This is a genomic window from Roseovarius sp. CAU 1744 (assembly GCF_039839345.1).
Lineage (GTDB): Bacteria > Pseudomonadota > Alphaproteobacteria > Rhodobacterales > Rhodobacteraceae > Roseovarius.
Genome location: NZ_JBDOQV010000007.1, coordinates 18,668 through 45,619, shown reverse-complemented (window position 1 = coordinate 45,619; position 26,952 = coordinate 18,668). Strand labels below are relative to the sequence as shown.

Genomic DNA, 26,952 nt, shown 5'->3' with positions numbered 1-26,952 from the left:
TGTGCAAGTTCTTGTTTCTGATACCTCCGTCCTGATCGACATCGAGAGAGCCTCGCTGACAGCGAGGCTCTTTGACCTCCCCTATGATTTTGTTGTTCCAGATATTCTTTATGAAGCGGAACTTCTCGACTGGATGGGCCCTGATCTGATCGATCTGGGACTAAGAGTGGAAGAGCTCACGCCGGAAGAAACTGCACGCGCGACTGAGCTTAAGCGGGCGAAAGCTATGCTATCGACGCCAGATGTCTTTGCATTTTGCCTCGCGGCTGAGAGGGGTTGGGTTCTCCTTACCGGAGACGGAGCACTCAGGGTTGAGGCGGAGCGCCAAGAAATCGCGATGCACGGCGTCCTGTGGGTCTTCGATGAAATGGAACGTCACGAGGTTTGTTCGACCGTCCTCCTCAAGTCGGGCCTCGAGGCGGTTCGTGATCACCCGAGATGCAGACTTCCCATTAGGGAAATCAATAGGCGCCTTGCGAGATACTAGCTTGTTTATTCAGCTTGCTGGAAGGAAAATGTTGCGAAGCTCTTCTTCGCTTTAGCCTTGCGGCCTCCCCTGCTCGGCTTCGCGTGTCGCAGGGGAGAACGGCCCTTCGGTCCGTCGCGCATTCGGCCATGCGGCCTCACCGCGGCGTTGCGCTTGGCGTCCCGGTTTGCCCGCCTCGCGAGCACGTCCCTCCCCGGCCGCTCCGCCGGATTGCGCTCTGGTCTGTTTTGGCCCGAGGCCAAAACGATCCCGCCGCTTCATCCGTCTCCCGCGTCCGGTCTGGCCGTTTGCCTGCTCGGGTCGGGCAAACCTACCGTCAAAACACACACACATGAGCGCGGAAGCATATCCTCCGGATGGCCCCCAAATCAGCCCGCGTCAAGGATCGCAAAACTTTTTGGCGAGGGCAGAGTTTGTGGCATTGGGCAGTCCCGTCCGTGAGGGTGCGCGTGTCTCGGGTGTTGTGCACGGAAAACTTTTGCGCCCGGCAAGCCGGCGGCTGCGCCGTCCCTGACCCGGGCAGATTCGGAAACCAGGCATTCGGCCATGCCCCCACACTCACGTGGTGGCCTTGCAACCGAACACTGGAGAACAGACATGGCTTACGACACCGCAAACACCTACGAGACCATCGAGCTTTTCGGACTGACCGAGAAGGACGCGCAGCTGCCGATCCCGGAAGATCACGTCCTGACCGACCGCATCATCCGCGAAAGCTTCGAGGCTTTGCTCGGGCAGCTGCGCGGGACCGGGCTCGAAGCCGAAATCGAACCGCTGGCCCATGGGCTCGCCACGATCCTGCAGCGGCGCAAGGTGGCACTCGGCAAGGAGGTCGACCGCACCGCCGACAAGATCGGCGCGCTGGCAAAATCCCACGACGGATCGGAGATCGCCGAGACCGCGCTCGAAGAGGCGCAGGCGCGCTTTGTGCAGCTGCGCGAGATCGTCGGCGCCATCGAGGTGATGAGCGAGGCGGCGGCGGAATGCTACGAGATCGAGGCGGGCCACGCCTTCATCCCGGCAGCCGGGTCGCGCGCAAGCGTCCGGGCGCAAGAGACCGGGGCGGTCTTCGAGGCGCGGCAACTGCTGGAGCAGCACGACCGTGAAACCGCCGAGAAGTCGAAAGTCGAGGGGGTGCCCTTGATCGTCTCAGGCGCCACCGACTGGACCGATGTCGATGTGATCTTCAACACGCTCGACAAGGTTCGCGACCGCATCAAGCAGAACCGCAATCAGGACATCTTCATCTGCCACAAAGGCGGCAAGCATGGAGCCGAGATGATCGCAGCTCGCTGGGCCCGAGCACGCGGGATAGCACAGGCGCGCTTCGATCCGCGCTGGTCCGCGCACGGGCGGGCGGCACCGTTCAAGTGCAACGACGAAATGCTGGACGACAAGTTCGCGGCGACTGGGGTTGTGCTCTTCGGTGGCAACGGGGTCGCATTGAACCTCGGGCAAAAGGCGGAAGCGAAAGGTCTGACGGTCATGCGGGTTGCGGACCCGGCGAAGAAGACTGCCGAGACGTGAATTGAGAGGGTCGCCTTCGGGCGGCCCTTTCGTCATGTCTCATGGTGCGTGCGATCGGTCACGCGTGATCGGCAGTCTGCGGCGTCCAGTACCGTTATCCCTCTACCCGGTCCGTCAGAGTGCGGTCCATCCGCATCGGTATGGGCTCGGGATGGTGCGCACCTCACGCACATCCTTAGCAACACAAGACGCGAGAGATCGAGATGTCGCACTTGAGGCTGAAGACCTGCACGTCCCTCGGGGCGTCTTTCGGAACATCGCACCCACGCGGGCGGGCTTCGTCAGCACCCCGGCCAGGCTTGGCGGGACGAAGACGCGGATGGTGGCGTCGACGTGATGGCAAGGGTCATCCGGATCACTCCTTTTTGCTCATAGATGTGGATCGCACGGGGTCGGCCCAATCGTGCCCTGCGCTTGCGCTCCGGCAAGCACAAATACGGCTTCCACGGCGGAGCCGCGGACCCTCCGCATTTGCGCTTGCGACCGGGCCTCTTGCCCCCGTGCCGGGTGATCCCCATCGCAACAAGGAGTAACCCAAATGACCAACCACTACGTCGCCACCGTCCCCGTCAAGTTCACCGATACCGATGGCCAGGAGCGCACCCGCTTCCAACGTGTCGGCGCGATGTTCCGCAACACCCGCAACGGGGACGGCTCGGAGTTCTTCAGCCTCAAGCTCGACTTCCCGGTCGCGGTCTCGGAGTTGGTGATGTTCCCACCGAGCGCGAAAGATCCCCAGGACTAAATCCTCTGACGAGGATGGGCCGCCCCAGGACGATCTTGGGGCGGCCCGATCCCTGTTCCAGGGATGCCGGTCCCTGCGCGTTCAACGGACGCACTCCGCCCGAAATGATCAGGCCGCGACAGACCGGCCAGTCAGCCTCAAGGGGGCCATCCACAAAAACCGGCAGGCCAGGGCCTCTCGGTTTTTGCGGCAGAGATTTGGCAAGCCAAATCTGGCCCTCCTTGACCCTGCCTGTCCGCCCTGTCGGTGGGGTTTGCGCCCGCCCGCGGTTCCGTCCGAACACATGCGTGTTCGGCCAGACCCTCGGGCGGGGCTGGTGGACGGGACCCCTAGGACAGGTGGGTCGCCCGGTGGTGAAGGCGGCAGAGCCGCGTCCCTGCGGGCCGCGGCGTGAAGCGGACACCAAGGCTGCCTGAGATTGAAGGCGACGTAAGTATATAATTGACAGCTAGGTATATTATCGTAAGGTAGGGGCAGCCTTGGTGGAAGGTGGCAGGAAATAGGGGGTCTTTCTTCCGCATGTCCCGAACAAAACGCCTGACAGAGATCGAGAAGATGCAGATCGTCCGCGAGGCCGCGGAGGGTGTGTCGACGGCCGAGCTGGCCGAGCGTTTCGAGGTCACATCGCGGGCCGTGCGCTACGTCTTGAAAGCCGATGCCGAGCGCCAGACCGATGCTGCGATCCCGGTTTCCGCCGTCAGTGTGAAGGTGACGGCCGCGGAGCTTGAAGCCCTCGACGCGGTGTTGGCGAAGGTGGGGATCGAGAGCCGGGCCGAGGGGCTGCGGCGGCTCATTCAGGCGGCAGGCGGGGTGTTCGTTCCGGACGCGCAGATGGCGGCAGAGATGGCGCGCTACCGCGCTTCACTGCACGAGGTCGGCAATGGGGTCGCGCAGATCGCCAAGCAGATGACGCGGGCCAACCGGATGGGGAAGGGGGCCGCGGGGGGCACGCGTGCCGAGTTCACCGAATTGCGCCTTGCCCAGATGCGCGGGTTGGCGCGGTTCATCCTGGATTCTGCGGACGAGATCGATCTGCTTCTGCGCCGCCGTCGGGACGCGATACAACTGCAGGCCACGGCCGCGCTGAGGGAGTTTGCCCATGCGGCTGAATGATGCCGTCCACGCCGTCACGGGCGAGGTCTTCCGGGACGGCTGGAGCCGCGTCCGGGGCTCGATGCAAGGGCTGCACGTGGCCAAGCAGAGCCAGCTTGTGCGCGCGGCGGCCGGGCACCGTCCGGCGGTCTTCAAGGCGATCCGGGGCGGGGGTACGCATACCAAATCGCAGCTCTCAAACCAGCTCGATTACCTCACCACGAAGTCGACCCATATCGTGGACAGCAGTGGGTTTCTGGATGGCAAGACGAAGCTCGAGGCGGGTGACATCAAGGACCTGACCGAGCGCTTTGCCAAACGGTGGGATGCGGGCTTCAAGCCCAAGCTGGGCCAGACCACACACATGCTCATGTCCTTCCCCATCGGCACGCGCGGGGAGGATGTGCGCGACATCGCGACGGACGTGGCCGAGCGGTTCTTCCAGACCGATGAGGGGCATTTCGACTACATCATCGCGGTGCATGAGGACCGCGATCACCCGCATGCGCATCTGGTGCTGAACCGCCGCTCGCAGGAAGGCGAGTTCTTTTTTCTGGGGCGCAACCATCGCTTCAACTATGACGACTTCCGCCTCGCCATGGTCGAGGAGGCCGAGAAGTACGGTGTGCGCCTGGAAGCCACGCGGCGGGTGGATCGCGGGGTTGTGCATTACCCGGCCCGCACAAGCGAGGTCTACGCTGCGAAAGAAGAGGGCCGCGCGCCTGTTGAGCGGGAGCGTGTGGGGCAGGACCTGACGCGGACGCTGGCGGAGATCGCCAACACCAGAACTGTCTATCACTCGCTTGCCGCGGAGGCTTCGCGTGAAGCCCGCGAGGATATTGCCGCAGCCCTCTTCCGCGCGGGCGAAGTGCTGGCGCGCGGCGGGCAGGTGGACCGAACAGGAGATGTGTATATGGCCGAGGATCAAAGTTTCGAGGATCTGAGAAGCCTCTATGCCGAGAAGCTCGCGCGGGTGCAGGGCATGATCGCTGAGAAGTCTGACGCGGAACGTCCCGTGCTGGAAAAACGCCTCATCGAGATCCAGACGCAGGTCCAGCACATGCAGCCACTTGGTTTGCGATCATCCACGCTGTCAGAGGCCCCCTCGGAGGGCGGGATCTATTCCGAGGCGAACATCGACACCAGCCGGCTGGACCGTCTGGCCGAGCCGGACTTGCGGTCGCGCATAGACACCGCACTACGGGGCACCGGGATCAGCACATCGGAAGTGGTGGCCCGGATCGAGACCGGGGCCTCGAGCGCCGCGCTCGAGCATCAATGGATCGCCAATGATCTCTCCAAGGTGGCCGAGGCGCGCGATCTGAACCTCGAACGCCGCGCCGATCTGGAACAGGCGCGCGACATACTCAATGATGTGCATGTGGAACTTGGCACGCTCTTGGAGCGCGAGAACGTGCTGCGCCGGGATGGCGTCATGGAAGCGGAACCGGTCAGCGAGCGGTTCCATTATCATGAGGGCGCGGTGCGGGAGATGGAAGGGACAATCCGTCAGGAGATGCGCGCAGGTGGCCTGACAGCGCAGCAGATCGAGGACCGGGATTGGGAGGTTGTCTCGCGGGCGGAGCGTCGGATCGAGACGGAGCAGCGTGCCTATCTCGAGGCACATCCGGAGCTGCTCGCACGTCCTGGCGATGTGATCGACCGGTCTGAGCCCTACAGGGAGACCATCACCGATGCGGCCCGCGCCAGCGAAATCACCCGCGAGGTCGACCGGATCATGGAGGGTCGCGATGTCCGCACCCCAGTTGCGGATGCTGTCACCAAGGACTTAAGGGAGCGCTATCCGGACATTCCGTCCCACCTCGCCCGTGGGCTCGGCGCGACCTATGCGGCCGTTGTGGAGATACGCGACACTGACGCCATCAATCAGGTTCGCCGCGACAACGAGTTGCGCGAGGGGCTTGGGGTTGGCACGCGCGAGGAGACCCTCGCTACATGGGATGAAACGACGGCGCAGTTTGACCGGTCCGACCGTCTTGCAGACGAGATCGCGCGCGTCCTGGACCACGAGCGGGCGGGGGAGTTGTCCGCGCCCTTCGAGACCGAGGCGGAGCGGGACGCCTTCCGCGAGGAGATCGCGCGGGTGCTGGATGACCGCCAATTGGGCCGCCTCACATCCGGGGATGCCGATGCGCTGGAGAAGGTTCTCGAGGACCGCCTCGACCGGCTCTATGTCGCAAAGGTCTACCTGCAATCGGATGCCGCGACGGCCAACACGGAGGCCTTGCGCCAGGTGGTCGATGATCTTGCCGACACCGAATATGAAAAACACCGCACCGCTGACGTGGATGGCGAGACCGAGCGGGGTCAGGTCCATTGAGCGCGCCCATGGGAAAAGCGCGGATCGCCACGGGGGTCTTTTTGGTAACGCTGGTGACCGGGGCCATGGGCTATACCATCGCCTCGGCGGTGCTGACCTACCAGGATCTTGGGTTTGGGGCCGGGATCGACTTTGCCTATATCGCGCAGAACTATCTCGCGATCCTCGATCGCCGCCCGGAGGATGCCCAACTCATCCACCTGATCATCGGCAGCTTTGCCGCCGCTGGCCTGATGCTGAGCCTCGCCCTGTCGGGATCCGCTCTGACACGCTTTGGCCAGACCCATTGGCAGACCGCGCGCGAGATGAAGGCCAATGGCTTCTTCGGGGCGCCCGGGACCGGGTTCGTCCTCGGCAAGTTGGGGCCGCCGGGCTCCCGCGCCAATTACATTTGCTCCAAGGTCTTCCCGCATGCGCTGATCGTGGCGCCGACGGGCCGCGGCAAGACCACGGGCTTTGTCATTCCGAACCTGCTGACCTGGCAAGGCTCCGCCGTGACGCTCGATGTGAAGGGCGAGTGTTTCGAGGCCACGGCCCGTCACCGCGCAGCCCAAGGCGACAATGTCTATCGTTTTGCCCCCACCGATTGGGAGGGCAAGCGCACGCATCGCTACAACCCGCTCTTGCGCATCTATCAACTGAAAGATCCCGCGCGCCAGCAGATGGAACTGCAGCTCCTGGCGACGCTGTTCCTGCAGAGCGATAATGACCGGGTGCAGGGCCTCCTCAAGGGCGGGATCGATCTCTTCGTGGCGGCAGGGCTGCTGGCCTTCCAGCGCAAGCGCCCGACCTTGGGCGAGATCTATCGCATCGCGGCCTCGGGCGGGAACAAGCAGAAGGAGTATTTCGCGCGGGGCCACGAAGTCGACAACCGGGCGGCCAAACTGATCTTCACGCGGCTGGCCTCGACCAACAACGATACGCTGACTTCCTATGTCTCGCTCCTGATGACCTCGGGACTGGATCAATGGCAGAACCCGGCCATCGATGAAGCGACGGCGGTCTCGGATTTTGATTTCCGGACGATCCGCAAGAAGCCCTTTTCGGTCTATCTCGTGGTCCAGCCGCTGATGGTCAAACCCCTCGCGCCGCTGATCCGGCTCTTCTTCTCCGATCTTCTCTCGGCCATGCAGGAAAAGGATCCCGGGCCAGATGAGCCGTGGCCCGTGATGATCATGCTCGACGAGTTCAACCGTCTCGGCAAGATGCCCATCGTGGTCGAAAGCATCGAGACCCTGCGCACCTATCGTGGTCACCTCGCCGTGGTCACCCAAACCATCCCCGCCCTCGATGAAATCTACGGCGAGAACACCCGCCGCGCCCTGCAAGGCAATGCCGGTGTGAAGCTCTATTTGACGCCCTCGGATGAAAAAACCGTCGAAGAGCTGAGCAAGGCGGTGGGCAAGACCACGAAGACCGTCATCACGCGGTCCCAGTCCATCGGCAAGAACCCCTTTGAAGGGCGCAGCCAATCCACGCGGACCGAAGAAAGTTCCTTGCTGCCCGAAGATGAGGCGCGCCGCCTACCGCTCGACGAGATCGTCATGGTGATCGATGCGCAAATGCCGGTCCGCGCGAAGCGGATCCAGTATTTTGACGACCGGCTCTTCAAGGCGATCCACGCGGCGCAATCAGGCGAGTTGCCGTTTCCGAAGCCGGGGGGAGGGGGATCGCAAGGCACGCTGCCGCTGAGTGTGCGCGCCATGCCGATGACGCCGCCTGCGGACGGTTCAGGCGGATCCGAGGCCGACGTTGAGGCCGCGCGCCAGGCTGCTGATGGCCAATCGTCAGAGCAAACCCATCTCGCCCCAAAGAAGACCGCGCCCGTCGTTCAAGCCGTCATCGCCGAGGAACAGCGCCAGATGGAGATGGATTTTGCGGTGCTGGTGCCTTCTGATGATCTGGCGAACGAGGAGGGAGACGAGCAGTTAAGGACCGCTTTGGCTGGCTTGGGCGAACTGGAGTCAGCCATGAATGAGAGGCATTAAGAAGTTCTGGTACCTTTCAGATTCGAGGATTTCTGGAGGTAGCGCGGAGACTTTGACATCGTTGAGGACGAGATTGGCAGCACGTTAAACTTGCCACATTGGGAAAAAAGTTCACTCTACCTTCAATCGATTTTGAAGTTCTGTCACAAAAGGCGACGGGCGTAAGTTAGAATGCATGATATGTACTTCTGATTTTGCCCGCGTAAATCCCACGTAGAAGAGACGCCGAGCTTCCGACTTCTGTGACGCAGTGGAGTTGTTTCTTGGAATGCTCCCCTGATCCATGCCAAACATGATGACGATCGGAAACTCTCGACCTTTGGCACTGTGAAGTGTCGAAAGATGTAGGCTTTCGTTCCCCTCGCTTTGGCCGGCGAACTGGGCGACAGTCATATCTGCACAATCCTTGCCTGCTTGGGTGCGCGCGATGAATGTGTCCAGAGTTTCTCCCTCGTCTTTCATCGTGCGGCACTTGACCATCAGGTCTGTGATGATTGCCGCGCGAACATCTGACAACCATTGTCTCAGTGCCAAGGTGCCATCGCGCCGCGACCAAAGGCAGTCCATTAGCGCTCGCTGGAAGGCGAGGCGCGACTCTGATGTGTTGATCTCTTCAGCGAACAGGCGTGCGCCCTCATTGACCAGCTGGTTGAAACGCGGTGTTCCTGTTTGCCATCCGCCCGAACACCATTTCGCGCAGCTTTCCAGCCAGCGCATCAAGCGGCTCGCACGAGGATAGATTGCGTTCGTGTCAGTTCTGATAACTGACAAGCCGATCTGCTGGGCTACTTCAGCAACCTTGTCACCCAGCCAAGCAGCGGGGTAGAGGAAAGCGATGTCTCCGGGTTCCAAATCCGGATGTCGTTTCGCGATGTCAACGATGACTGTCCTGAATGCCTCTGCAGCCTGGTGTTCGTAGCTGCCTTGCTGAGGGTGAAAGTAGACCGTGCCTTCCTCCGCACCTTCAGCCGCCTCGTAGTCTCGCGCTTCGCCAAGCGCAAAATTTGATGCCTCGACAATCTTCGATCCGGACCGGTAGTTCAGCCGCAACCGTACGCACTCGACATCTTTTCGAGCCGCCAGCTCGCGGAGAAGTTGAGGGTTCGCGCCGTTGAATTCATAGATCGACTGGTCGGCATCTCCGACCGCGAACAGCCGCATGCCGGTGCTGAAGCAGAGGCCCATGACCATACGATGGAGCGCCCGTCCGAGGTCTTGGTATTCATCGACGATGAGGACAGGGTACTTGGCGAGGATCGCACGTTGCAGCCATTCATGCTCGCGTAGGGCCCTTACAGCGAGAAGTGGCATATCGTCAAAGTCAATTCGCCCCATCGCTCTGAGCTCGGCTTCAAAGGCCTCCACCAATGTGGCCATCGAGGGATCGGTTTCACGCCATTCTGTGCTGTTTCTATTGAGAATGGATCGGCGGTAAGTTCCCATTGTGAAATCAAGCAGTTGCGGATTTTCGCGGACGCCGATCACCTTCTTGTACGCTGTCTCCAATGCCTGACGTCGTTCCGCGCGGGTTGCTATGCAAAATTCATCGGGAAGGCCCATATCGGCCGCTTTGGCATATGGAAGGACAATCTGCGTCAGGGAGAAGGAATGGACCGTACCGACAAAAGCTCTTCGTCCGGGCTCTATGCCGAGCGCGGCGAGCCTAGTTTCCAGCTCCCGTGCGCATTCATTATTGTACGTGATGCACGCGAGGCCTCGTGGTTCCTGAATGTCTTCGGACAATAGGCGTGCCAGCTTGACGGTTAGCGTTTTTGTCTTCCCGCTACCTGGCCCTGCAAGGACAACACAGTGTCCCTTGGATTCGTAGGCTGCCCATTGTGCAGGGTTGGCCCGTAGAGCTTCGGCGGCTTTCAGATAGATGGACGCGTCAGACACGTTTCACCACATACTGGATAGCATCTTCGAGGTAGCGCGGTGGCTTGCGTCCCTTGATCTTCGAGGCAAGACGTTGAGCGAAACGCCCCTTGCCGACCCCATCGATCAGATTGAGCAACTCGTCTTGGTCGATGCTGTCGTGATCGGCAAGCCAGCCATCAATCTGCGCCTGCCGCGCCTTGCTCCATTTTTCTTCATTGAGGGTTGCTAGAATGTCGTCAGCGAACCCTCCTTCGTACAGATCGGTTTCAAGGGTCCGGATGTTGGTATAGATGCCAAAGTCCTCGAAGCGATCAGCGAGGTCGTCTTCATTCTTGTTTTCGGCAATATCTTTCAGTTCTTCGGCGAGCGCTGTTGAAATTTTTTTCGTTCTCACGCGCTCGATCGCCACAGCGAGTTTGATGCCCCGATTCACGGCTAATGGCTTGCTCTTCGGCATCGGGTCCCAATCTGTGATGACCGAGAAGGGGATGTCCAGCGCGGTCAGGAACTTTGCGTATGGCATAAAATTTGTCCCCGCGACCGAGCAAATGGTTATTCCGAGCATATCGAGCGAATAGCCAAGTGCCTCAGCGAAGAGTGGCACAAGAAACTTTTCGGCATCGCCTTCTACCAAGATGATGCCGCGCGCGAAAAGCATCTCGGCGCGCGTTACATCCAGATACCGCGCCAGATCTTCAGCCTCGCCTTCTGTCAATTTTATCGATGCAGTAGAGCAGCCGACCGTGCCCTCGTCAGCTTTCTCTTTGAGCAGAAGAATTGAACGTAGCGGAGCCACGCTGGCGATATGCGGGGAATGAGAAGTCAGTAGCACTGACATCTGTTTTTGCTGGTCAGGGTTGTCGACCGACTGGAAAAGGTGACGGTAGACTGATCGCTGCAGATGTGGATGAAGGTGGGCTTCAGGTTCTTCGATGGCCAATAGTGTGTGATCTCGATGGTTCTCGGAAATCAGTCTGCTCAGTTCCAGCGCTTTGAGGCTCAGGAACATTATGTTGGCCGAGCCAAGGCTTGCGTCGTTGATTGTCCGTCGGCCGTCATCGATCAACAGTCTTATGTTGCGATACAGGCGTGTGACATCGGTTGCACCAAAACCCAGACGCGGTGTCACATCCTGCTTTGGGCCACTCATGGCGGCAAAGAGTTGGCCGAGGTTTTTCTCAAGCTCACCGACGCTCTTGAACGCCGTCAGCTTTTCAGTTGCCTCTTCGATAGCTTCGCCGATCTCATCAAGGTCTGCCTGGTTGATGCCGGCAAAAGCTTCTTCAATGAGCGGGCGCAGCGGCGACCGTCGCCAAGCTGCCAGATCACCTTCTGCGTCACGAAGAGCTGGTAACAGGTCCATTGTCAGGCGGCGGCGGAGGTCATGTCCGAACCGTTTCGTCTCGCTTTCACCGCCGAAGCAAATGAATTCCAAATCGTCGTCCGATGCCGGCGCATGGCCCAGTCCCGGTCGGGCGCGACATTCGTAGGTCAGGCGGACCGTATCCGGGTCATCGTCGAGGCGGAAGTCCGTGAGTAAGGCCAGGATATCGAGGTCGGTGTCAAATTCTTCGATTTCGACACTAATGACTATTTTGTCATCCACTTCAGGGCCACCAAGGCCGTCCCAGAAATCAACGAGGCCAAGTTGCCGCGCGCTGTCAGGTAGAGAGGGATCGAAAAGCAACCTGAGGGCGTGCATCAGGTTGCTTTTGCCAACCTTGTTTTCACCAACCACAACGATATTCCCATCGAGGGCCACGTCCAGCTTCGAAAAGTTCCGGAAATTCTCAATCAATATTCGTGAAAGATGCATTTTTGCTCACTCAACATAAAAAAAGACGGGACGCCTGCAGCGAGAGCCAGAAGCAGTTTGCAAATTTGGAGGACGATCCGCGACTAGGTAAACTCGAAGGAAAAACTCTAGAACAAGCTTTCCTGCTCCGAGTACTCAGCGACAGCATCTTCCTCGAACTCGATGCCAGACATGGCGCCCAAGTCCGTGACGATCCTCACCAGGTGGTGCGCGGTGTTCAGCTCCCGCCAGCCAGTCGCGTCGCCGCAGGTATCAGTCAGTCCCTTCGCGTTTCGCCAGATACGGTCGTCCGCGGGGGAGAAACTCCTGCCGCTGTACTCCTTGCTCTCGATGATCTGCTTGCAGACGTCGCGCATCGTCGGCGTGAAGGTTCCCGAGTCGCTGCCCCTTATCACCAAGGTGTGGGACTTGCCGGTGTAGCGCAGATGCGGCCTTGGCCTTCCGCCGCCCTTCCCCTTAGGAAACATCATTCGCCCGCAATCCGCGCCAAAGTCACCGTAGGCCAGTCGGTCCGGTTGGACGCCTGTCTCCTTGAGTGCCGCCTGGAAGGTGGTCCACTCTGCCCTGGCGATTAACGTGCGTTCGTTGGCACCGACCGGCAGCTTGTCCGGGTACGCTGACGCTTGATAGACGATCTTGCTCCACCGCGCCGCGCCGTCCAATTGATCGAAAATTTCGCCGATAGCAGGCGCGAAGTCGGCACCGAGGGGGGCTCCGGTGAAATCCACGAAGAGGACGCAGTGTTCCGGCCGGAGGCCCGCCTTCTTCACCGCCTCGACCAAGGCAGCCGGATCAACCTCCTCGAAGTCCATGTAGATACCCGTCCTGACGTCGCCGTCCCGAATGAGCGCCTGGCGGGCCGGGTTGGTCAGATCGGCGATCGTCAGGACTGGAAGCAGGCGGAAGTTTACCGCCCTGGCGATGCGGAAGAGCGTAGCCACTCCTTCGTCGCCGAGGGCCGCCGCCGCCAGTTGCGGGTCGAGGAACGCACGCCGGTGGGGCCAGCTCTTTCCGAGGCGCTCCCCCATTATGTGGGCGATTTCGTCCAGCGTGGGTACGCGCCCCTTTTCGGGGTCGGACTCAGTGGGAGGCGGCACCACGAAGCGCGGGCAAACGTACCCCTGATAACGGGGGGCCAGCCTGCCGCAGGCCGCGAACTCGCCGGGCTTAGCCCTTAGGGCCGGGTAGTATGGGAGCATCACTCTTTCCTTTCTGGGCTTCGCCCACAAACAGTTTCTTCACGGTGTTCCTCCCGATCTTATTTGTGAACAGGGACCACTCGCCCCGCTCCTTGCGTATCCGCCCGAACACAATCGCCGGATGGATACCTAGCTCGTTAGCGAAACGCTCGATGACCGCAGCCGACTTCGCAATTCGGGCGGTAGAGCGCCGCCAACGTTCTTCCGGGATGAGCAAGTTGGAAGCGAAGCGGTTGGCTTCCTCCTCCTGTTCATCGACCGATGTCTCTTGGTCCGTCTGATCGTAGAAGCCTACGGCCAGCCCAGTGGAGAAGTGAAGCGTAACATGGGCAAGTTCGTGCATCAGCGTGAACCAAAAGTTGTCCACAGTGTCGGTCCGCAAAGTCATTCCGATGACCGGCCTTCCGTCCACGATGAACGCAGCGCCGTCGATCTTTAGGCCGGGCACCTGCGGCTCCACGATCAACACAATACCTTGGCTGGCAAGCACTTCTACTGCCAGAAGTGGCCCATGGGGCTCTTTGCTCAGCCGGACCAGGTCGGGCATCCACTTGAGTTCAAGCGGCTCGTGAACGTCCTCGACCCCCGCGAATGCCTCGCGCGCCCTTGCTGTGACCCTGGCGCGCCAAGCGTGGAGCATGACGTCTTCGGTGTGATCCACAACGTTCAGGCCAGTTCTCAGAAGTCCAGGACTTCCAAAGTCGATCCGGTTCTCGGCGATGTAGCGACGAAGTTCGGCCTCGGTGAAGTCCTCGGCGAACCAGCTGTTTTCGCGTCCATGCTTGAGGATTTTCTTGATTTCGGCTTTCGACACCCCGTCGATGACCTTGTCCAGCCCGCGGAGTTCCGGTTGGTCGGACATGTCTGCCCACGGACGCACACCGAGCAGCGCCGCCACGCGATGGTAATTCTTGAGGCTGATCTGCCCATATCGCTCAGCTTCCCACCGCTGGACCTGTTGCTCCTTCACGCCGAGGCGCCATGCCAGGTCCTTCTGAGAGAAGCCGTTGGCGATCCTCGCCACAATAAGCATCAGCCCAAGGTCACGATTTACGAGTGCCTTTAGAGCGGTGGGGCGTTGGGTGTCCTTGGCCTCTTCGTATGCCTCAACCGCGTGGGTCAAGCGCTCGCGCTCGGCCTTCATCATGCGCGAGACTTGAGAAACCACCTCAGGCGGCAAGCCGGCAACAACCGGCTTCATTGCGTGCTCCGAGTTCAGTGCCTCGGTTAGACGAGAGATACGGGCGCGTGTTTCCCGCGCCTCCTTCTCGTTAAGGGTGATTCCATTCATCGCCATGCCTCTTTTTACACAACTTTTCTGTTGTGCTCAAGTACACAACCGATAAGTTGGGTTCAACGCCTTTTTTGAGCGCTGAATGCGAGTTACGATCGTCATTAAGCGACCTGCCCTGCAGCAATCCGTGGTGGCAATAAAGGCTGGTAATCGAAACTCATCGTCGCCCCAGCCTTCCCAAGCGTGCCAGTTGCGCCAGCATTTGAGACCCGGCTCCCGATGACACTGAGCCACTTGCTTGACCCGTCTGCCCCATCCCTTGCCTGACAGGCATCTGCTGCACCCCGAAGAACTGCCGCGCCCTGAGTGCTGCGTATTCTGCGCCGCTTGCGCCTCCGATTAGGTAGCGGTTGTAGGCCTGCTGGCTGCCCATGGCGGCGCGGGCAAAGCTATATCCGCCACCGAGGCCGCCGGAGAGCGCTGGCATCATGATGTTGCCGGAGATTGCGCGGACGATGAATGGCGTGGCGACAATGAAGCCCTTGGCCATGAGGACCATCATGAAGAAGGGGATGAGCGCGCCTATATTTGAGGCCCCTTCCGGGTCGCCGAGTTCACCAATGAGGGCGGATGATACACCTGTGATTGTTGCGAATACGCCTGCCACGACGATTGGGTAGAGCGCAAAGGAGACCAACGCCGACAGCCAGCGTGCGAAGTAATCTTTGGTCACCTCGAAGAGGGTCAGGAATATCATGACCGGCGCGATCCCGATCAGAAGTGCGATCATCAGGCGGGATGCCACGAGGATGAAGGCGGCCAGCCCGCCGAGGATCGAGAGCAAAAGGACCCCGACAATGTCTAGCATGGCGCCGGCCATCCAGTTCAACTCTGAACCAGCGGCGTTCAAGTAGTCCCCCAACTCGGCGATCAAACGGTCGAATTCTTCGGCGAAAGTTCCAGAAGGCCCCGGACTGCCGCCGCCGACGGAGGCCACGAGCGCGCCCGCGATACTGTCGATCCCGTAGAGAATGGCAGACGAGAAGGCGTTGAACTGCATCCAGTTGGTCGCGAATATGCCGATGAGCCCGATCTTGACCGCGAGCCAGAAGGCTGTGTGCCCATCCATGGCCCGGTATTGATAGATCATGTTGATTCCGACGAGGATCACCACCAGCGTTGTCCCCAAAACCAGGAGCGTGCCGACCGTTGCCGCAACCGCACCAAACTGGGTCTCAGCGGCGGTGTCGAGATAGGCTTGGGAGGTTTCAACGAAGTAGGTGACGACGCTCATCGCGGGACTGCCTTACCAATTGCCTGCGGCGTTGCAGATGGCCTTAGCGGCAGGGCGCGCGGCGTTGGCGCGGCGGTTGTAGGCGTCCGAAGCTTGCAGCATCTCCCATCGTTCGTCGCTCGCGTAGCTCTCCCGAAACATCGCCTCGGCAGCGTCCCAGGACGGGAACCGGATTTCGCAGTCGCAGCTGCCGGTCTGGACGATGCGTTCGAGATTCTGGGCGCGGTAGATGTCCTGGACCAGCACGCGCTGATAGGCTTGGCGCAGGGAGATCTCCTGCATCCAAACGGGTTCAGCGGGCCGGTCTGGACAGACGTCGAAACTGCGCTCGAGGGTCGGCACGAGATTGCGCTCAGCGAAGCCGGGTGCCGACGTCAGGCCCAGGACCAGCGCAGTCAGTACGAGGGTGCAGCCCGCCTGCCTCATGCCGTGGCTCCAGCGGGTGTGGTTTCGCGCTTCAGGAAAACGGTGTGCCCGATATTGGCGAATTCCGAGGAGCTGATCGACACCACCTCCCAGCCTTCTGCACCTTTGGCATTCAGGCTGACCTGCATGTCGGAGAGGCTGGTCTTACGAGTCATGGGAAAGGACAGGATATCGTATTCAAATGTCTTCATGGAGAAGTTCCAATCTCGGTTGCGCCGGGGAGGTAGAATTCTGTGATGCCGCGTTTGCCGTCATGGCGGCCGGCCTGGATGATCACGTCGATGGAGTTCTCGATGTACTGGATCATGTCGGCATAGGTCATCGGGATTTCGGTCTTGAGTGCTGCGATCGCAAGCCGCTGCACGGCCAGTTGCGGGGTTTCGGCATGAAGCGTGGTCATGGAGCCGCCATGGCCGGTGTTGATGGCTTCCAGAAAGGTCATGGCCTCCTTGCCACGCACCTCGCCCAGGATGATCCGGTCGGGGCGCATGCGCAGCGTGGCGGTGAGAAGCACATCGGCGGACTGGAATTCTGCGTCGCGATTGGCGATGAGGGTCACGGCATTGGGCTGGGTCGGCAGAAGCTCGGCCGCTTCCTCGATGGTGACGATGCGTTCCTCGGCCGGCACATGGGCGAGGATCTTGCGCGCGGCCACGGTCTTGCCGGTGGAGGTGCCGCCCGAGACGATCATGTTGAGCTTGTTCTCGACGCAAAATGCCAGCGCATCATCGATCACGCCCGCGGCCACGACGGCGCGCAAGGCGCGCTTCTTTTCCACGCGCAGGTCTTCGAGCTTTCGCTCCTTTCCGTAGAGGAAGTCGAGCGCAATGCCCGCGAGCGGCAGGCTTGAGAAGAACCGAAGGCTGATCGACATGGCCGAGAGCACGGCAGGCGGGGTGATGACCTGTGCGCGGATCGGTCGCCCCTTGTAGGTGATCGAGACCGAGACGATCGGGCGGTCCTTGCTCAACGTTGTGTTGGCGGAGGAGGCGATCTGGTTGCCGAGGTCCTTCACGTCCGTCGCGGTCAGTGCCTGGTCCAGCTTTCGCATGAAATGATCGCCCTGGAATTCGCCCCAGCAGGAGCCGTCGGGGTTGATGCAGATCTCGATGACATCGTCGCGGGCGGCGGCTTCGATCCGATCAAGCGAAGTTTGGAGATAGCTCAGCGACATGGGCTCAGAATATCTCCAGATCGCGGTCGACCATCACCGTGACGCGCGCGCCCTGGTCGACATAGATGACGGGGCCGATGGAGAGATAGTCGCCAATCACGCTGTCCGTGGCATCCGCTAGATCATCGCCCACGTCTTCCAGCACATCCGCGGCGGTTTCGTCTTGCACGTTTGCTGCAGCGGCGCTTGGGGCGGCGGAGATCAGTGAAATCAGCGCTGCCGAGCCAAAGCGCTCATCAAACCGGGTGTCGACAAAGCCGGTCACGCCGGAACGGCCAAGTTCATCACCCCCAAAAGAACTGATCTGGATGGTCTGGTGGTCGGGCAGGATGATCCGGTCCCAAGCGATCGTGACCCGGCGCTGCGCGATATCGACGCCAGAGCGATAGCGCCCAATGAGACGGGATCCGCGCGGGATCAGGAGGCGCGATCCGTCGACGCTGTAGACATCTTCGGAAACGACGGCCCGGGTTTGGCCGGGCAGGGAACTGTCGAGGGCTGTTTCCATCACGGCCTGGATCATCGTGCCCTGGATAATGGTGTTGGAGGGATTGGCGATGACCTCGGCTTGCGTCACCGAAGTGGGCAACGCGCCGTTCAGCACGAAATCCGTCACCTCGCCAAAAGTGCGTTCAGTCAGAGCCGTTTCATTCGCTCCGGAGGCACCGCCAAAAGCGATGGTGGGCGAGGTGATGCGCCGCTCCTGGAAGGCGCGTTCCTCCGCGGCGCGGCGCTCCAGCTCGGCCATGCGCCGGGCTTCTTCCTCGCGGCGCAGTCGCTCTTGCTCGCGTGCGCGCAGCTCATCTTCTGTGGGGCCCACTGGCGCGGGTTGCGGTCGGCTGGCCTCGAGTTGGGCCAGTTCCAGATCCATGCGGAGTTGCTCAAGGCTGCGATCCCGCGCCGTCAGTTCGTCCTGGAATCGTTGCTGTGCTGCTTCCGAGGCGGCTTGTAGCGCCGCGATCTGAGCAGTCAGCGCGTCAATTGCCTCTGCGGCGGCGGTGTCTTCCTCGACAACTGGTTCAGGGGCGTTGCGCAACTCCTCGATCTGGGCCTGCAGGGCGGTGATCTGCGCCAGAAGCTCCGCGTTGGGCTCGACGGGGTCTGGTCCGACGAAGACAACCTCGGGCTCGGGCGGGGGCAAGGTCTCGATAGCGCCAAAGCCATCCCCTTCGTTTTGGAAGACGTCCGGAGTGGCCGTCGGCAAGGCTTCCTCTTCTTCGGGCTGTGAGAGGAGATAAAGCAGGGCACCACCCGCGCCGATGACGAGGACCACGACCAGCGCGAGAAGGGGCGACCGGCGCTGCGCCGCTATGGGCGCGCGGGCACTGCCTTTCTCAAGGGCGGCGAGGCGCTTTTCCAGCTCGGTGTTCTCGATATCGCTCATGAGGTGGCCTCCGCGGGCGGGATCGCCTCGATGCAGACCACCTCTTCGCCAAGTCGCAGGACCCATTGGTGGTTCACGCCGCTGACGCGGATCACGCCGTCTTCAGGAGTTTGCGTGTTGACCGTGCGCTCGCGGCCGCCCGCGTAGCGGAAGATCGCGGGCACAGGCGCGTTTCTTGGAAACGCGAAATACGTGAACGTCCCGTCATCCCAGATGCGCGTTGGCGTGAACTCGGTCCGCGCGCTGGCGCCGTAATTGTAGTTCGGCGCTTGGGCGGCGATGGCCCGGGTCGGGCGCGCAGCGTCGTCCGGATAGCGGAACTGCACCACGTAGAAGGTTGGGCTGCGGACCTCCTGGACGTTGAAGTAGTAGCTCCGGCGGTTCGTATAGACTGTCACATTGGTATGCACCCCGCGCGCCACAGGCTTGATCGCGAAGGCCTGACCGCCCGGGACGCCGTCGATCTCAAACCCTTCCGTGTCACCCGCGATGATCGAGCGGATGCTCTCGCCCTCGCCAAACTCGATGGTGGTCACATGGGTGAGGGAGACATTGAGGCGGTAGACCTGGCCGTTCTGGTAGGTGGCCAGCCGCACCCGGCTGTCATTGGGCCCGCCGCGCGGGATTGCTTCGGCGAAGGCGAGCCCGGGCAGCAGGGCAAAAAGGCCGACAACAATCAACTTACTGATCAAATCAATTCTCCAATCTGTCGGAGCGGATGGAATATTCCAGCACGGTGAAGCCGAAGGGATTGGTCCAGACCTCATCGATGGAGCGGCGGGTCTCCGGGCGGAACTCGAAAAGAAGCGTCGCAGTGAAGAGGCCGGTCTGGGTGCCGTTAATGGACGTCAGGCGCTTGCGCAGGCGGACCGTCGCGCGGTTGGTTCCGATCCGGTTGATGCTGAGGATTTCCACGTCGAGCCGAGCATTGGGGCCATAGACCGTCGGCGGGTAATTCTCGTTGGCGCTGTTCCAGATCTGGCGCAGCCCGCTCTCGGCAGCTCCGTCCGAGCGGCGCAGGACGCTGCGGATGCGCAGATCGTTGTCCAGCTGGTTATAGACCTCCCGGTCGGTCACATAGCGGAACACCTCCGCCTCGATGATCGCCTGGTTGGCGGTCACCGAGGAGGCGCCCACCGAGGCTTCGGGGAGTGCAAAGCCGGTGGCGGGATCATAGGGGACAACGACGGGGGGCGGGTCGACATCGAGGATCGAGACAGCCGCGGCACTCAGACAGCCGATGATACCGAAGACAAGGCCCATCAGGCCAAGGCGTTGCCAGAGCCGTTCGCGGCGCAGGGCACCGTAGACCAGTTCTTCCTCGATGATTTCTTGTTCAGTCACCACCCGTCAGGCCCCCACGATCAGTCTGCCCGCAGGTCCGGCAAGGTGAAATCCATGAAGCGCTGCTCTTCGGCGATGGTGGCGGCATCGATCACGCCTCCCGTGCCATCGCCCACGGTCTGGATGGCTTCGAGCTGCCACATGGCGACCAGCGCAATGGCGAGCTCCGCGGTCACGCGCGTGTTGAGATCGATGCTTTCCTTGAGTTCGTCCATGTCATCGATCAGCCCGACCAGGCGGTCGACCCGTTCCAGCGATTGGCCGGCATCCTCATAGCTGTTCTGGGCCGCGGCCGAGACCAGGGCGCCGGTGGTGGCCTGCGTCGCCACGCGGTTCGCGCCCGGATTGCCGCTGGTGGCCATTTCCGAGAGCGTGTCATCGTCAAATCCGAGATCGGCCAGTACCCGGTCCATCTGGGTTTCGATCTCGCCCGCGCCGGAGCCCGAGAGGCCCGAGAAATCCCCAGTCTTGATAGCCTCAATCGTGGCGAGGATGTCGCCGAATTCTTGGTCGAGCAGACCGTTCAATTCATCTTCCATTTCCGTGCGGATGATCTCCGGCAGTTCGGCAAGGCGGGTAAGCGCTTCATAGGTTCTTTGCAGCTCCGCGAGTTGGTCCGTGAGCGTGGCAAGCTGTTCGCGGAGCTGCGTCAGCTGCTCGTTTTGCAGAATCTCATCCTCGATCATCTGCCGGAGCTGCTGGATATTTTGCGCGATGTTCTGGGTGTCGACGACCGGTACACCTTGTGCTGCGGCAGGGGGTAGGGCGCTGAACTGCAAGCCAACGCCAAGTGTCGTGGCCAAAGCTGTCCTCAAGAGCAGATGTCCCATCATTCAATCTCCCTGATCGTAAAATCCATGAACGCGCCTTCGGCCATGCGAGCGCTGGCCTGGGCTAGCTCTTCGGCGGAGAGAACGCGGGTACGGGCTGCTTGAAGCCGGATGCGCGCGGCCACGAGGCGCACGAGTTCGGCGCGGGCATAGGTGTTGAGCGCGACGCTCTCCTGCACGTCCTCGGTCTCGGAAATCCGTTCGACGATATCCGCAATACGCAGGGCGGCTTGCCTGATCGCCGCGGGTGAGTTGTTGCCATAGAAGGCAGCGCCATGCCCGGTGATTGAGAGGTTGGCATTGGCCAGAAGCGCGGGGTCGATCGTGCCAAGCGCTTCGATCCCGCCGATGCGGCTTAGGTAGAGATTGTAGCGTTCTGGAATAACCTGGACGTAATGCTGGGTTTCGGCAAAGGGCGGCACCCCACCATATTCGAACACGCGACCGGGTCCGGCGTTATAGGCCGCGAGCGCGTTGATGATGTTGCCGTCGAAGGTGTTCAGTTGCGTTGCGAGATAGCGCGCGCCGCCATGCACCTGCAGGTAGGGGCTGTCGTAATATTCCGGGTTAATGCCCAGATCGCTCGCTGTGCCCGGCATGATCTGGGTGAGACCATAGGCGCCGACGGGAGACCGTGCCCCAATGGTGAAACGGCTTTCCTGCCAGATAAGCGCTTGCAGCAGAGCCCGCCATTGAACCGGAGAAAGGCCCGCGCGGCCCACGCCGGCAAAGCCGCCGGTCTCCTGGGCGACGCGGATGATGAGCTGCTCGATATTTTCTGCCGCATCCCCGAACATCTGTGCGCCGCCGGGGTTGGGATCGATTTCGGCATTGCCATAGACGGCCTCGACGGAACGGTCCGGGTCGCCGCTGCCACTTTCCAGCCCGGAGACCATTGCCGGCAGGCCCTGACCGCCAAAGCTGGTTTGGGCATCGAGGATGCGCTGCAGGGTGGCGAGCTGTTCCCGCTCGATTTCGGCGATGAGTTCACGCGCGGCAAGCTTGTCCGCCTGAACGGCCAAGTCAGCCTCGCGATCGCCGGTCTCGACGATGTCACGCGCGGTCAGCCCGCTGTCATTGGTCGGCACACCTTGGGACAGGGCGAGACCGGGCAGCAGGCAAAGGGCCAGGATATGGGGCAGGCTAGACTTCAATGTCGCGCTCCGGCGCGCCAAGGGGCGTGAAAGTGCAATCCGGTGCTGTGGGTGCAGTCGAGGCGAGGAAGGTAAAACAATTCGCCTGCGGTTCCTGGTACTGGGCGCAGGAGGCCAGCACGCCGAGCGTGGCAAGCAAAAACAAGATACGGGTCATGAAAGTCTCCAGAAGTCCGGGCGGTTGCGGTAATCGGCGCCGACGAGCGCCTCGCCTTTCTCCATGCCGCCGAGGATGGTGAGATTGGGCCCAAGGGCGCTGAGATCGGCATCGACGACGATCGAGCCCTGGTCATCGCGGATCAGCGCAAGGCGGCTGTCGCTGCCGGTGTTGAGAAGCACATCGAGTTCCTTCTCATATAGGTTCAGCATCGCGTAATCGGCGGCATGGGCGCGGATATTGGGCAGCAGGATCTGCGTCGGCACCGCCTCGACGATGGTCTTGCCGGTCCGGGTGCGTTCCAATTGGCTGGCGTATTGCGTCATCATCACCGCGACGGTGTTCTGCTTGCGCGCGGTCACGAGCCAGTTCGACAGCCGCTCCGCGAAATACGCGTTGTCGAGCGCCTTCCAGGCCTCGTCGATCACGATGATAGTGGGGCGGCGGTCCTCGATCTCACGCTCGACCCGGCGGAAGAGATAGGAGAGCACGGCCATGCGTTCCTTCTCGGCCTCGCTGTCGAGAATGCCGGTCAGATCGAAGCCCACCACATCGCCTTCCAGCGAGAAGGTATCTTCCAGCGTCTGTCCGAATATCCAGCCGAAGCGGCCCTCTTCGGTCCACTCGAGCAGGCGCTGGTGCAAATCGCCGCCATCGTCGGTGGAGACAAAAAGTGATGCAAAATCCCGCCAGTTTCGCAGGGCGGGGTTTGTGGCCTGCGCGTTCTGGCGGACGACTTCCTGGATGCGGTTGGTCTGCGCAGGCGTCAGCGGCTTGTCGGCACGGTAGAGCAGGGTGGCGAGCCAATCCGAGAGCCAGGCGGTGCCGCGCGCATCGGTCTCGGTCCAGAGCGGGTTAAGGCCCGTGGGTTGGCCGGCTTTGAGCGATGCATAACGCCCGCCATTGGCGCGGACCGCCATCTCCATACCGAGGCGGTAATCGAAGACGAAGATCCGCGCCCCTGCTCGACGGGCTTGCGTCATGAGGAAGGCCGAGAGGACCGATTTGCCTGACCCGGGTCGTCCCATGATCAGCGTATGCCCGCTGGTGGGTTCTTTGTCGGGGCTGCCTTGCTCGTGATAGGAAAACCGGTACGCGCTCTGCTCGGGCGTGGGCAGATAGGTGATGACCTTGCCCCAGGGTGTTTTCTCAGCAGGCTTGCCAAGCTGAGTCCGGTGGAACGCCGCAAAATCCGCGAAGTTGCGATTGGTGATGGCACTGGCGCGCACGCGCTTGGGCTGGTTGCCAGGATGCTGGCTGAGGTAATGCGCTTTGGCCGCGACGCGCTCGCCGATCATCTTCACGCCTTCGGCGGCGGCGGCGTTGACAATTTCGGCGCTGAGCGTCTGCAGCTCATCGATCGTATCGCAGAAGATCGTCACGACCATGTGGTGCTCGCCAAAGCTCTGGCGCTTGGCCTCGAGATCATCTGCGGCGATGTCGAGTGCTTCCATCAGCGAGAGCGCTGCATCTTGGCTGGCCTGCATCTGACGCTTTTGCCGCTTGATGCGGCCCGCCATGAGGTTCGAATTGATCGGCGTGAAGGAATGGGTGACGATCATGTCGACCGGCAGGTTCAGCATGTCGAACATGGTGCAGGAGGTGCCTTCCGAGTATTCCCCGATGGTGAAACTCTTGCCGTAGCGATGCCCCACGACTCCTTCGGAGAGCTCGAAGTGATCCCCCTGAAACGTCACTCGCGTGTTGGCCACGTTGAAGGACAGGAAGCCATAGGTGTTCGCCGGATAGAGCGGCAGTTCCTGGCCAGTGTTGAGGGCCCCCAGAAAGCCGATTAACTCGCCGCTTTTGGCCGTGAGTACATGCGGGTTCAGCTCCGTCAGGCCAGACAGGAACACGTTCACGGCCTCGCCCAATCGTCGAAGGCGCTTCTCGGTCGCTTCCTTGAGGCGATCCGGCGCGCTGCGGTTCAGGAATGGTAGGACGCTTTTTGGAGGCGGGCGATGGATGATCGTAAGGGTGAGCGTCTTGTCGCGCAGCCCGCTGGTCTCGAGTTTCGCGCGCCACAGGCGGTCGACGTCTTCGGCAAAACTGTCATCGCGCACAGGCTCAAGGTCCGGCGTGATCGCCTTGGAGACCTTGTGGACGTAGTAGCTGAACTCCGGCCCCAACTGCGCGATGATCCGGGCGAAGAGTGCGGTCACCTTATCGAGATAGGCATCATCCGTCGTGTAGCTGTTGACCCCGTCGAGACGGATGCACTGGAAAAGTTCGTTCACCCGCGTTCGCACGGTCCGGTCATCTACCAAGCTGACATAGGGCAGCATATGCGCAAGGCGTGTTTCGCGGGCATACCAGTCCGGCGTCATTGTGCGGAGATCGAGGGTTTCGTCCAAGGCTGTACTAGGGCGCATAGCTGTCCCCGCCATGGATGGACCGGTTCCGCGTCGGCGGCGTCTCCTGCAGTGCCGTCATCATCACATCGATGAAGCGCGGATCCCAGTCCGCGGCCTTCCAAAGCACCGGGTAGAGCAGGGCGGCCACGCCCAGCACTGCAATGTGCTGGACCCAGACGAAGAGCAGCACCGAGCCGAAGAGCCAGACCATTGCGTACATGATTGGCAAGCCCAAAAGCTTCGGCGGGCGCACGAGGCCCAGAAAGAGAGGCGAGCGCTCAGCCACCGGCGAAGACCGCGGCAACGATGGTGGGAGCGGCGGCAACACCGGCGATGCCGACAAGCACCCAGAGTGCCTGGCGCAGATCGATGATGTTGAAGAACCAGCTGAGGAAGACGCCCAGCACGGCGAGCGTCGCGATGACGACGCCAAGCGGGCCGGTCAGCGCATCGACGATCCCTTGCAATAGGCTCTGGATCGGCGAGAGATCGATACTTTGAGCAAGGGCCGGCTCTGCGAGGAGGAGGAAGAGCGCGAGCGATGCAATAAATAGGTGAGATATGTGCTTCATGAATTTGATCCTTCCAATCGGGCCACGACGGCCATGACACGGGCCACATGGTTTTGAGTTTCTCGGTAGGGGGGAATGCCGCCATACTGGCGGACTGCATCTGGTCCAGCGTTGTAGGCTGCGAGCGCGAGCCGCGGATCACCAAACGTCTCCAGCATCATCGCAAGGTAGCGGGCGGAGCCGTCAAGGTTCTGAAGCGGATCACGCGGGTCGACACCGAGGTCGCGCGCCGTCGCTGGCATCAACTGCCCGAGGCCAATGGCGCCTGCACTCGAGACCGCATCCTGCCGGTAGGCGCTCTCGACCTCGATATTGGCGCGGTAGAGGGTCAGCCAATCACGAACCGAGAGCTCCGTACGGCGCAGCCCGGGATGCCCGGCGTAGCGAAGCGCAGTGGTCTCGATGGCCGCCAGAACGTCCACGCGGGCCAGGGGCGCAGGCCGCGAGAGGGCTGCAAAACGCAACGTGTCAGGTTCAATAGCTAGGTCTTCTTCACCGAGGATTGCCAGCTCATCAGCCGCCGAACCCTGGCCAATGCCGTCATTGTAATTGCGGGCAAAGCTGTCCTGGGAGCGAGACGGGGTCAGAGAGCCATCGCTCTCCATGACCAGTACCATCTGCGCAGTGGCGGGACCCGCGAGATACCAGAAAAGGAAAAGGCTACTTGCTGCCGCCCTTGTCGGTCGCAGCCAATTTGTGTGTCGTTCGCTGGCCTTCTTCGAGCGGCACATCGGCGTGGGAGAAGCCGATGCCGATGAGGAAGGAGACCACGCCCGTGATGGTTTTGAATTCGCGGATCTTGATGTCGTTATAGGTCGTCCGGGTGCGGGCTGTGACCAGCAGCTTTTCCACGCCTTCGTCAGAGACGACACGCATGATCCAGACCCCGTAATAGCTGGGGCCCTTCTTGTGTGCCGACTCCTGACACAGGATTTCAGCGCTATAGCCACTTTCCACGAGTTCGCGGAAACGTGCTTCCGTAACCACATTTGGTGCTTCGATGTCCCAGTTCATGGCCCGGCTCACGCTTTCTTCAAACGCGCAACGTCCGGGCATTCCTACTTGAAGCCCAGAGTTACGATAGTATACTATTAACTGCAAGGATATATTGCAGCGATACGGCTGTATCTCGGTTACTCAAACTCTAGGCACGGCCATTGGCGTCTATCAAGCAAATAAACGGCTCCAGAAACCTAGGGTTGAGGCGCTACCTTGCAGTGCAAGTTTGGATACTCATTTTGCTCGTTTCGGAGGCAAACAGCGCGGAATCCTGTCTCGCCCCGGTCCGGCCTTTCGTTCCAAGCGATTCGCGGACTGCTCGGGACTATGCCGATATCATCCGGCGGGATTTTGAGGTCTACATCGCGGACATTCAGGACTACTTTCGATGCCTCGAGCAGGAGCGTGCGCGCGCCTTCGAAGAAGCCCGCGAAGTCAGTCAGGACTACGGTCGGTTTCTGGAACTGGTGGGGGATTGATGGGCCACTGGGCGTGTACCAGACTTGCATCCCTTGGAAACCAGACGCCGATAACACCCTCAAATATCTACTTTTTAGATAACAGATTTCATCCGCTAGCGACGTCACAAAAGGTATGTGACGCGTGGCGAAAACAATCAGAACAAATGGCCAGTTGGCGCTCGTCCGTGCGTTGGTTGATGCACGTCAGAATGCGGGTCTTAGCCAGCAGCAGTTGGCGGCGAAGCTCAAACGCCACCAGTCATTTGTGGCACGGCTCGAAAGCGGTGAGCGTCGTATCGACGTCGTGGAGTTTACAGTTTTGGCCAGAGTCATTGGCTTTGACAAAAATGAAGTCCTGTCGATTGTCGAAGCCGCCACGGAGCCCGACCACAAGATTTGAAAGCAATGCAATTTTGGGACGCTCCGCATTGTGCGTCCCCATGTGAAGTGAGCTCCTCAACAAAGAGCAGTTAGCCAACATCCCCCAAGCGCGGCA

At 61.0% G+C, this 26,952-nt stretch carries 27 protein-coding genes; 8 read left to right on the top strand and 19 right to left on the bottom strand.

The window, feature by feature from the left end; genetic code table 11:
• The first annotated feature begins 1 nt into the window (after position 1).
• The 6 genes from AAFO92_RS14885 (at position 2) to AAFO92_RS14860 (ending at position 8,180) form a co-directional block, all read left to right on the top strand.
• Positions 2 to 487 (top strand): hypothetical protein, encoded by a 486-nt coding sequence (locus AAFO92_RS14885; protein WP_074839959.1) that lies wholly within the window; start codon positions 2 to 4, stop codon positions 485 to 487.
• A 597-nt stretch (positions 488 to 1,084) separates the two neighbouring features.
• A complete protein-coding gene (locus tag AAFO92_RS14880; protein ID WP_347536459.1) occupies positions 1,085 to 2,014 on the top strand; it encodes a DUF2493 domain-containing protein in 930 nt (309 codons plus the stop codon).
• Positions 2,015 to 2,552: 538 nt separating this feature from the next.
• Positions 2,553 to 2,759 (top strand): hypothetical protein, encoded by a 207-nt coding sequence (locus tag AAFO92_RS14875; RefSeq protein ID WP_007120662.1) that lies wholly within the window; start codon positions 2,553 to 2,555, stop codon positions 2,757 to 2,759.
• A 519-nt stretch (positions 2,760 to 3,278) separates the two neighbouring features.
• Positions 3,279 to 3,872 (top strand): transposase, encoded by a 594-nt coding sequence (locus AAFO92_RS14870; protein WP_093363074.1) that lies wholly within the window; start codon positions 3,279 to 3,281, stop codon positions 3,870 to 3,872.
• A complete protein-coding gene (locus AAFO92_RS14865) occupies positions 3,859 to 6,192 on the top strand; it encodes a relaxase/mobilization nuclease domain-containing protein (RefSeq protein ID WP_347536456.1) in 2,334 nt (777 codons plus the stop codon). Before AAFO92_RS14870 ends, AAFO92_RS14865 begins: the two co-directional genes overlap by 14 nt.
• Before the next feature lie 8 nt (positions 6,193 to 6,200).
• A complete protein-coding gene (locus AAFO92_RS14860) occupies positions 6,201 to 8,180 on the top strand; it encodes a type IV secretory system conjugative DNA transfer family protein (protein ID WP_347536454.1) in 1,980 nt (659 codons plus the stop codon).
• A 111-nt stretch (positions 8,181 to 8,291) separates the two neighbouring features.
• Here the strand turns inward: AAFO92_RS14860 and AAFO92_RS14855 are convergent, their stop codons facing one another.
• From AAFO92_RS14855 to AAFO92_RS14765, 19 genes are all read right to left on the bottom strand, one after another.
• Positions 8,292 to 10,076, bottom strand: coding sequence for an ATP-dependent helicase (locus tag AAFO92_RS14855; RefSeq protein WP_347536452.1), 1,785 nt, complete (start codon positions 10,074 to 10,076; stop codon positions 8,292 to 8,294).
• Positions 10,069 to 11,874: an AAA family ATPase gene (locus tag AAFO92_RS14850; protein WP_347536451.1), complete on the bottom strand. Its 1,806-nt coding sequence runs from the start codon at positions 11,872 to 11,874 to the stop codon at positions 10,069 to 10,071. The genes AAFO92_RS14855 and AAFO92_RS14850 overlap by 8 nt, the downstream gene beginning before the upstream one ends.
• A 107-nt stretch (positions 11,875 to 11,981) precedes the next feature.
• Positions 11,982 to 13,073 (bottom strand): beta family protein, encoded by a 1,092-nt coding sequence (locus AAFO92_RS14845; protein WP_347536449.1) that lies wholly within the window; start codon positions 13,071 to 13,073, stop codon positions 11,982 to 11,984.
• The gene (locus AAFO92_RS14840) at positions 13,042 to 14,364 is read right to left on the bottom strand and encodes an XRE family transcriptional regulator (protein WP_347536447.1); all 1,323 of its coding nucleotides are present in this window, start codon (positions 14,362 to 14,364) and stop codon (positions 13,042 to 13,044) included. The genes AAFO92_RS14845 and AAFO92_RS14840 overlap by 32 nt, the downstream gene beginning before the upstream one ends.
• A 160-nt stretch (positions 14,365 to 14,524) precedes the next feature.
• The gene (locus AAFO92_RS14835) at positions 14,525 to 15,601 is read right to left on the bottom strand and encodes a type IV secretion system protein (protein WP_347536445.1); all 1,077 of its coding nucleotides are present in this window, start codon (positions 15,599 to 15,601) and stop codon (positions 14,525 to 14,527) included.
• A gap of 12 nt (positions 15,602 to 15,613) precedes the next feature.
• Complete coding sequence (locus AAFO92_RS14830; RefSeq protein WP_347536443.1) at positions 15,614 to 16,027, bottom strand: hypothetical protein; 414 nt, start codon at positions 16,025 to 16,027, stop codon at positions 15,614 to 15,616.
• Complete coding sequence (locus AAFO92_RS14825) at positions 16,024 to 16,218, bottom strand: hypothetical protein (RefSeq protein WP_347536441.1); 195 nt, start codon at positions 16,216 to 16,218, stop codon at positions 16,024 to 16,026. The genes AAFO92_RS14830 and AAFO92_RS14825 overlap by 4 nt, the downstream gene beginning before the upstream one ends.
• Positions 16,215 to 17,201, bottom strand: coding sequence for an ATPase, T2SS/T4P/T4SS family (locus AAFO92_RS14820; protein WP_347536439.1), 987 nt, complete (start codon positions 17,199 to 17,201; stop codon positions 16,215 to 16,217). The genes AAFO92_RS14825 and AAFO92_RS14820 overlap by 4 nt, the downstream gene beginning before the upstream one ends.
• A gap of 4 nt (positions 17,202 to 17,205) precedes the next feature.
• Positions 17,206 to 18,585, bottom strand: a complete 1,380-nt coding sequence (locus AAFO92_RS14815) for a TrbI/VirB10 family protein (protein ID WP_347536437.1) — start codon at positions 18,583 to 18,585, stop codon at positions 17,206 to 17,208.
• Complete coding sequence (locus tag AAFO92_RS14810) at positions 18,582 to 19,277, bottom strand: TrbG/VirB9 family P-type conjugative transfer protein (RefSeq protein WP_076981281.1); 696 nt, start codon at positions 19,275 to 19,277, stop codon at positions 18,582 to 18,584. Before AAFO92_RS14810 ends, AAFO92_RS14815 begins: the two co-directional genes overlap by 4 nt.
• A 1-nt stretch (position 19,278) precedes the next feature.
• Entirely contained in the window at positions 19,279 to 19,932 is a 654-nt protein-coding gene (locus AAFO92_RS14805) for a type IV secretion system protein (RefSeq protein WP_347536434.1), read from the bottom strand.
• A gap of 17 nt (positions 19,933 to 19,949) precedes the next feature.
• Positions 19,950 to 20,759, bottom strand: a complete 810-nt coding sequence (locus AAFO92_RS14800) for a type IV secretion system protein (RefSeq protein WP_347536852.1) — start codon at positions 20,757 to 20,759, stop codon at positions 19,950 to 19,952.
• A complete protein-coding gene (locus AAFO92_RS14795) occupies positions 20,759 to 21,913 on the bottom strand; it encodes a lytic transglycosylase domain-containing protein (protein ID WP_347536432.1) in 1,155 nt (384 codons plus the stop codon). Before AAFO92_RS14795 ends, AAFO92_RS14800 begins: the two co-directional genes overlap by 1 nt.
• On the bottom strand, positions 21,903 to 22,070 hold the full coding sequence (locus AAFO92_RS14790; RefSeq protein ID WP_292068504.1) for a hypothetical protein: 168 nt from the start codon (positions 22,068 to 22,070) through the stop codon (positions 21,903 to 21,905). Before AAFO92_RS14790 ends, AAFO92_RS14795 begins: the two co-directional genes overlap by 11 nt.
• Positions 22,067 to 24,397, bottom strand: a complete 2,331-nt coding sequence (locus AAFO92_RS14785) for a type IV secretion system protein B4 (RefSeq protein WP_347536850.1) — start codon at positions 24,395 to 24,397, stop codon at positions 22,067 to 22,069. Before AAFO92_RS14785 ends, AAFO92_RS14790 begins: the two co-directional genes overlap by 4 nt.
• A gap of 34 nt (positions 24,398 to 24,431) precedes the next feature.
• A complete protein-coding gene (locus AAFO92_RS14780) occupies positions 24,432 to 24,710 on the bottom strand; it encodes a VirB3 family type IV secretion system protein (protein ID WP_008327373.1) in 279 nt (92 codons plus the stop codon).
• The gene (locus AAFO92_RS14775) at positions 24,703 to 24,996 is read right to left on the bottom strand and encodes a TrbC/VirB2 family protein (protein ID WP_347536430.1); all 294 of its coding nucleotides are present in this window, start codon (positions 24,994 to 24,996) and stop codon (positions 24,703 to 24,705) included. The genes AAFO92_RS14780 and AAFO92_RS14775 overlap by 8 nt, the downstream gene beginning before the upstream one ends.
• Positions 24,993 to 25,613: a lytic transglycosylase domain-containing protein gene (locus AAFO92_RS14770; RefSeq protein WP_347536428.1), complete on the bottom strand. Its 621-nt coding sequence runs from the start codon at positions 25,611 to 25,613 to the stop codon at positions 24,993 to 24,995. The genes AAFO92_RS14775 and AAFO92_RS14770 overlap by 4 nt, the downstream gene beginning before the upstream one ends.
• Before the next feature lie 43 nt (positions 25,614 to 25,656).
• Entirely contained in the window at positions 25,657 to 26,010 is a 354-nt protein-coding gene (locus AAFO92_RS14765; RefSeq protein ID WP_012187165.1) for a hypothetical protein, read from the bottom strand.
• Between the two features lie 203 nt (positions 26,011 to 26,213).
• Here AAFO92_RS14765 and AAFO92_RS14760 point away from each other — a divergent pair, with 203 nt between their 5' ends.
• Both AAFO92_RS14760 and AAFO92_RS14755 read left to right on the top strand, forming a co-directional pair.
• Complete coding sequence (locus AAFO92_RS14760) at positions 26,214 to 26,474, top strand: hypothetical protein (RefSeq protein ID WP_347536848.1); 261 nt, start codon at positions 26,214 to 26,216, stop codon at positions 26,472 to 26,474.
• Positions 26,475 to 26,598: 124 nt separating this feature from the next.
• On the top strand, positions 26,599 to 26,856 hold the full coding sequence (locus AAFO92_RS14755) for a helix-turn-helix domain-containing protein (protein ID WP_068241761.1): 258 nt from the start codon (positions 26,599 to 26,601) through the stop codon (positions 26,854 to 26,856).
• Positions 26,857 to 26,952: the final 96 nt, after the last annotated feature.

Coding starts and splice junctions, on each gene's coding strand:
- AAFO92_RS14835 (WP_347536445.1), bottom strand. CDS start 15,601: ATGAGCGTCGTCACCTACTTCGTTGAAACCTCCCAAGCCTATCTCGAC.
- AAFO92_RS14880 (WP_347536459.1), top strand. CDS start 1,085: ATGGCTTACGACACCGCAAACACCTACGAGACCATCGAGCTTTTCGGA.
- AAFO92_RS14840 (WP_347536447.1), bottom strand. CDS start 14,364: ATGAATGGAATCACCCTTAACGAGAAGGAGGCGCGGGAAACACGCGCC.
- AAFO92_RS14770 (WP_347536428.1), bottom strand. CDS start 25,613: ATGGTACTGGTCATGGAGAGCGATGGCTCTCTGACCCCGTCTCGCTCC.
- AAFO92_RS14775 (WP_347536430.1), bottom strand. CDS start 24,996: ATGAAGCACATATCTCACCTATTTATTGCATCGCTCGCGCTCTTCCTC.
- AAFO92_RS14830 (WP_347536443.1), bottom strand. CDS start 16,027: ATGAGGCAGGCGGGCTGCACCCTCGTACTGACTGCGCTGGTCCTGGGC.
- AAFO92_RS14870 (WP_093363074.1), top strand. CDS start 3,279: ATGTCCCGAACAAAACGCCTGACAGAGATCGAGAAGATGCAGATCGTC.
- AAFO92_RS14815 (WP_347536437.1), bottom strand. CDS start 18,585: ATGAGCGATATCGAGAACACCGAGCTGGAAAAGCGCCTCGCCGCCCTT.
- AAFO92_RS14850 (WP_347536451.1), bottom strand. CDS start 11,874: ATGCATCTTTCACGAATATTGATTGAGAATTTCCGGAACTTTTCGAAG.
- AAFO92_RS14790 (WP_292068504.1), bottom strand. CDS start 22,070: ATGACCCGTATCTTGTTTTTGCTTGCCACGCTCGGCGTGCTGGCCTCC.
- AAFO92_RS14845 (WP_347536449.1), bottom strand. CDS start 13,073: ATGCTCCCATACTACCCGGCCCTAAGGGCTAAGCCCGGCGAGTTCGCG.
- AAFO92_RS14865 (WP_347536456.1), top strand. CDS start 3,859: ATGCGGCTGAATGATGCCGTCCACGCCGTCACGGGCGAGGTCTTCCGG.
- AAFO92_RS14875 (WP_007120662.1), top strand. CDS start 2,553: ATGACCAACCACTACGTCGCCACCGTCCCCGTCAAGTTCACCGATACC.
- AAFO92_RS14765 (WP_012187165.1), bottom strand. CDS start 26,010: ATGAACTGGGACATCGAAGCACCAAATGTGGTTACGGAAGCACGTTTC.
- AAFO92_RS14820 (WP_347536439.1), bottom strand. CDS start 17,201: ATGTCGCTGAGCTATCTCCAAACTTCGCTTGATCGGATCGAAGCCGCC.
- AAFO92_RS14825 (WP_347536441.1), bottom strand. CDS start 16,218: ATGAAGACATTTGAATACGATATCCTGTCCTTTCCCATGACTCGTAAG.
- AAFO92_RS14860 (WP_347536454.1), top strand. CDS start 6,201: ATGGGAAAAGCGCGGATCGCCACGGGGGTCTTTTTGGTAACGCTGGTG.
- AAFO92_RS14800 (WP_347536852.1), bottom strand. CDS start 20,759: ATGGGACATCTGCTCTTGAGGACAGCTTTGGCCACGACACTTGGCGTT.
- AAFO92_RS14785 (WP_347536850.1), bottom strand. CDS start 24,397: ATGACGCCGGACTGGTATGCCCGCGAAACACGCCTTGCGCATATGCTG.